A 5,038-nucleotide genomic window follows, 5' to 3' on the forward strand; every position below is an offset into this window, starting at 1 on the left:
GGGATCTCAGGCAGCCCCTTCGGCTGCAACGACATCTGCCCCACCTCCCATGGCCCGTGAGGCGACCCGGACCGCAGAGGAGATCATGCCGCACCCACGGCACCCCGCCGAATTAAGCAGCAGAGTCCACGTCGATCGCCGGCACGTCGATCGCCGGCACGTGATCTCAGCGCCGCCGGCTGGGCGCACCGCGCGACGGGTCGACGCCGGGCAACTCCTCGAAGTCAGGGGTCGCCGAGGCGGACAGGCCTTCGTCGAAGGCGCCCCGGGTATCAGTGCCGGCGGGGGATGCGGTGGTGCCGGCGGGGGATGCGGTGGTGCCGGCGGGGGATGCGGTGGTGCCGGCGGGGGATGCGGTGGCGGTGGTGTCAAGCGGCACGGGTTCGGCGGTGGTGGCCGGGCTTTCCTCCGCCTGGGCCAGGTACCGCCGCACCGCGGCGGTCCCCGCCGCACCCGCGCCGACGAGGGCGAGCGTGAGGAACTCCCGCCGCCGACGGCGGTGCACCCTCGCGAGCTTGGACTCGGCCTTCGCCAGCCGCTTTTCCAGGATCTCCTGGGCTTTGTCGGCCTGCAGGCGCGCCTTGGCCTCGCGCTGCACCGCGCGCCGGGAGCGATGCTTCTCCGCCCGCAGTTCGGCGGCGGCCCGGGCGCGTTCGGCGGCGAGCTCGGCATGCGCCCGGGCCTTCTCGATCCGCCTGGCGGTCCGACCGGACACGGCGGTGGCTTTGCCGACGGCCCGGCCCGCGGCCTTCCCGGCCGCCTTCTGGGCCGACGCACCGGTCTTGGTGGCCGTGCTGGAGGCGTCGGAGATCCGGTGCGCCACGCTGGCGCCCACATCCCTGGTGGCCGACGCGGCCGAGCCGGCCGTACCCCCGGCCTTGCTCGCCGCCTTGTGAGCGACCGTGCCGGCGCGGTCGGCGGCGCTCTTCGCGGTGTCGGACAGCCCGCTAACCGGCACCGTGTCGGCGACATGTGACAGTCTGTCCTTCAATATCGTACTCATGGTGCCCTCTCGTTGAGCCGATGGTCGAGGCGTCCGACCATCGAACTGGTGGTGTGCCCAGGTATCGGTGTGGTCAAGATCTGTGAAGTGTGCCGTACCCCGTCGGCGGGCTTCTCCAACGCGTTAACCCTCCGTAGCGTGTCACTAATACTTGGGTGACATGTCTGGGCTGTGCCCTTGGGAAGGTGTACCCGGTGCGAACCTCGGTGATGGAATTCCCCCGCGGCGCCCGGCGCATACGATCGAGACCCATCCGGACGCCGGCTGACCAGACACCCGCAGAGATCGATCTGAAGAGAAGAGAGGCTCATGGCCGAGGAGCTGTACGCGACGCTGCGGACGACTCAGGGGGACATCGAGATCCGCTTGTTCCCCGACCACGCTCCCAAGACGGTGCGGAACTTCGTCGGCCTCGCGACCGGCACGCAGGAGTGGACGGACCCGGAGACCRGTGCCAAGAAGACCGGCACGCCGCTGTACAGCGGAACGATCTTTCATCGGGTCATTCCGAACTTCATGATCCAGGGCGGTGACCCGCTGGGCTCCGGTCGAGGTGGTCCGGGCTACCGGTTCGCCGACGAGTTCCATCCGGACCTGACCTTCAACCGGCCGTACCTGCTCGCGATGGCGAACGCCGGACCGGGGACCAACGGCTCGCAGTTCTTCGTCACGGTCGCGCCCACCGACTGGCTCAACCGCAAGCACACCATCTTCGGTGAGGTCACGCGGGGAACCGACGTGGTGGATGCGATCGCCAAGGCGCCGACCGGGGCGCAGGACCGGCCGAAGTCCGACATCGTCATCCAGGAGATCGTGATCGACCGCCGGTCCGCCTGACCGGCCGGTCACCGCCTCGAACCCGGGAGTACGGCGCATGAGAGCTCCAGCCGCGCGGCGTGCGCGGTCGTCGGCCGCCGCGTGCGTACGGGCGGCCGGACGTGTTCACGTCAGCCGTACCCCTCCGGCGGCGACGCTGGCCTCCGGGGCGGCGCGGTGACGGCGAACCCGCCCGTCGAACCGCCCACGGATGACCAGCCGGGCGGCCCGGAGCAGCGCCCGGCCGGATCGGGGCACCCGGTGGCCGAGCCGGGGTGGCGACCCACGGTCGGCCCGGCGCCCGGCTGGTCGGGGTGGACTCCACCTTCCGGTTCCGGCGGTCCCCCGCCGCCCGCGGGCGGTTTTCCCGCGGGCGGTTTTCCCGCGGGTGGTCCTCCCGCCGGCCGGCCGCAGCCACCCGGCGCCGCGATGATCCCGCACTGCTACCGTCATCCGGACCGGGAGACCTACGTCTCCTRCCAGCGCTGCGGCCGGCCGATCTGCCCCGACTGCATGCGCCCGGCGGCGGTCGGCTTCCACTGCCCGGAGGAGGGCGACCGCTCCACGCCGCAGCGCCGAACGCGGACCACACTCGGCGGCCCGRCTCAGGTCGCCCGGCAGGGGCTGGTCACCCAGATCCTCATCGGCCTGTGCGTCGCCGCCTACATCCTGCAGGGCGCGCCCGGGCTGACCGGCCGCGGCACCTTCAACCGCTTCACCGGCGACTTCGCCATGATCGGAATCCGGATCGCGGCGGACGACCAGTACTATCGGCTGCTGACCGCGGCCTTCCTGCACGCCGGCGTGCTCCACATCCTGTTCAATATGTACGCGCTGTATCTGCTCGGGTTTCAGCTCGAGGCGATCCTCGGGCGGGCTCGGTACCTCGCGCTGTTCGTGGCGGGGGCGCTCGGTGGGAACACCCTGAGTTACGTGCTCGGTGACGGGTTCACCGTGTCGGTCGGCGCGTCCAMCGCGATCTTCGCGTTCTTTGCCGCCTACTACATCATCGCCCGCCGCCTGCGGGTGGACTCCCGGCAGATCCTCATCGTGCTCGGGWTCAACCTCGCCATCACCTTCTCGTTCAGCAACATCGACAAATGGGGGCATCTCGGTGGGCTGGCTGTCGGTGCCATCATCGGTCTGATCTACGCCTACGTCCCGCCCCGCCGGGTGCTGCTCCAGGCGGGCGGGGTCGCCGCCGTGCTCGCGTTGCTGTTCGCCGCCGCGATCATCAAGTCGTCGACACTGGTGTAGCCCGGCAGTTGTAGCCCGACAGCCCTGGTCGCGGGGGTGAGGACGGCCGCGACGCTTGCACGCCGCCGAGTAGCGGCTACCATTCGCTTTCTTGTCAATACTCATAGTAGCGATCTACGTGTGGTGGCGATAGCGTGATGGATGCCGTGGCACGGCGCGGGCAGGGGGATCAGATGGYACATTCACCGGTGCGGCGCAGCGGGGGCAGTCCCTTCCCGCCGATCGCCGAGTACGGATTCCTGTCCGACTGTGAGACGTCCTGTCTCGTTGCCCCCAGCGGCAACGTCGAGTGGATGTGTGTGCCCCGGCCCGATGCCCCGAGTGTCTTCGGGTCGGTGCTGGACCGGTCGGCCGGGGGCTTCCGTTTCGGTCCCGAGCGTACGCAGATCCCGGCCGGCCGGCGCTACCTCCCCGGGACGAACATTCTCGAGACCACCTGGCAGACGCCGAACGGCTGGCTCATCGTCACCGATTGCCTGGTGGTCGGGCGCTGGCATCGCACCCACAAGCGTTCGAACACGCACCGTCGGACGCCGAGCGACTGGGACGCCGACCACGTGCTGCTCCGGCTGGCTCGCTGTGAGCACGGCTCGGTGGATCTCAGCCTGGTGTGCGAGCCGAACTTCGACTACGGCCGTGAGCCCGAGTCCTGGCAGTACGAGGGAGAGGATTACTCCTCCGGCGTGATCAGCCATGCGGGCACCAACGTCACGCTGCGGCTGCGTACCGACCTGCGGCTCGGTTTCGACGGCCGGCGGGCACTGGCTCGCACCACGCTGCGGGAGGGKGACACCGCGTTCGTCGCGCTCACCTGGYGCCCGGAGGAGCCCCTGCTTCCGGACACCTACCTGCAGGCGTGCGTCGCCGTCGACCGGACAACGGAGTTCTGGCGCCAGTGGCTGTCGCGGGGAATGTTTCCCGACCATCCCTGGCGGCGCCATCTGCAGCGCAGCGCCCTCGCGCTGAAAGGACTGACCTACGCGCCGACCGGTGCTCTGCTCGCCGCCTCGACCACCTCGTTGCCGGAGACCCCGCGCGGCGAACGGAACTGGGACTACCGATACAGCTGGATCCGCGATTCCACCTTCGCGCTGTGGGGCCTGTACACCCTCGGGCTGGACTACGAGGCCAACGATTTCTTCTCGTTCATCGCCGACGTCGCCGAGAACGATGACGACGACATCCAGGTGATGTACCGGGTGAGCGGCGAGCCGAAGATCGACGAGGAGGTCCTCGGTCACCTGTCCGGCTACGAGGRAGCCTACCCGGTACGGATCGGCAACGCAGCGGCACTGCAACGTCAACACGACGTCTGGGGTGTCGTTCTCGACTCCGTGTACCTGCACACCAAGTCCCGTGACTACCTCTCCGAACGGCTCTGGCCGGTGCTCGTGCGCCTCGTCGAGGCGGCGGCCACGCACTGGCGGGAGCCGGACCGCGGGATGTGGGAGGTGCGCGGGGCGCCGCAGCACTTCACCGTGTCCAAGATGATGTGCTGGGTTGCCCTGGACCGGGGTCGGCGGCTGGCGCAGATGCGGGGGGACGCCAAGACGGCGGCGCGCTGGCGGGCCGTGGCGGAGGAGATCCACGCCGAGGTGTGCGAGAAGGGTGTGGATCATCGCGGTGTGTTTACCCAGTACTACGGATCGAAGGCGCTCGACGCCTCACTGCTCCTGATTCCGCTGCTCGGGTTCCTGCCGGCGGCCGACGAACGCGTGAAGGCCACCGTGCTCGCGATCGCCGACGAGCTGACCGTTGACGGGCTGGTCCTGCGCTACCGCACGGAGGAGACCGACGACGGGGTCTCCGGCACCGAGGGCGCCTTCCTGATCTGCTCGTTCTGGCTGGTCTCCGCCCTGGTGGAGATCGGCGAGCTGAGCCGTGCCCGGCAGCTGTGTGAACGGCTGCTGAGCCTCGCCAGCCCGCTGGATCTCTATGCCGAGGAGATCGATCCGGTCAGTG

Annotated in this window: 4 protein-coding genes; 3 read left to right on the plus strand and 1 reads right to left on the minus strand. The window is 69.6% G+C overall.

The annotated features are described in order from the left end of the window. Positions 1-166: 166 nt before the first annotated feature. The gene (locus tag KBI5_RS27235) at positions 167-1,003 is read right to left on the minus strand and encodes a hypothetical protein (RefSeq protein ID WP_085016538.1); all 837 of its coding nucleotides are present in this window, start codon (positions 1,001-1,003) and stop codon (positions 167-169) included. A 309-nt stretch (positions 1,004-1,312) separates the two neighbouring features. Between KBI5_RS27235 and KBI5_RS23790 the strand changes: the two genes are divergently transcribed. The 3 genes from KBI5_RS23790 to KBI5_RS23800 all read left to right on the plus strand — a co-directional run. After that, entirely contained in the window at positions 1,313-1,840 is a 528-nt protein-coding gene (locus tag KBI5_RS23790) for a peptidylprolyl isomerase (protein ID WP_085016539.1), read from the plus strand. A gap of 156 nt (positions 1,841-1,996) precedes the next feature. After that, a complete protein-coding gene (locus tag KBI5_RS23795; RefSeq protein ID WP_241883149.1) occupies positions 1,997-3,076 on the plus strand; it encodes a rhomboid family intramembrane serine protease in 1,080 nt (359 codons plus the stop codon). 173 nt (positions 3,077-3,249) lie between these two features. Further along, positions 3,250-5,038: glycoside hydrolase family 15 protein (locus tag KBI5_RS23800; RefSeq protein WP_085016541.1), on the plus strand; the 1,789-nt coding region annotated here is incomplete at its 3' end.

This window comes from Frankia sp. KB5, from assembly GCF_002099325.1.
Classification (GTDB): Bacteria; Actinomycetota; Actinomycetes; order Frankiales; family Frankiaceae; genus Frankia; species Frankia casuarinae.

Bases quoted from the DNA above. Each gene is read 5' to 3' on its own strand.
- KBI5_RS27235 (WP_085016538.1), bottom strand. From the start codon at position 1,003: ATGAGTACGATATTGAAGGACAGACTGTCACATGTCGCCGACACGGTG.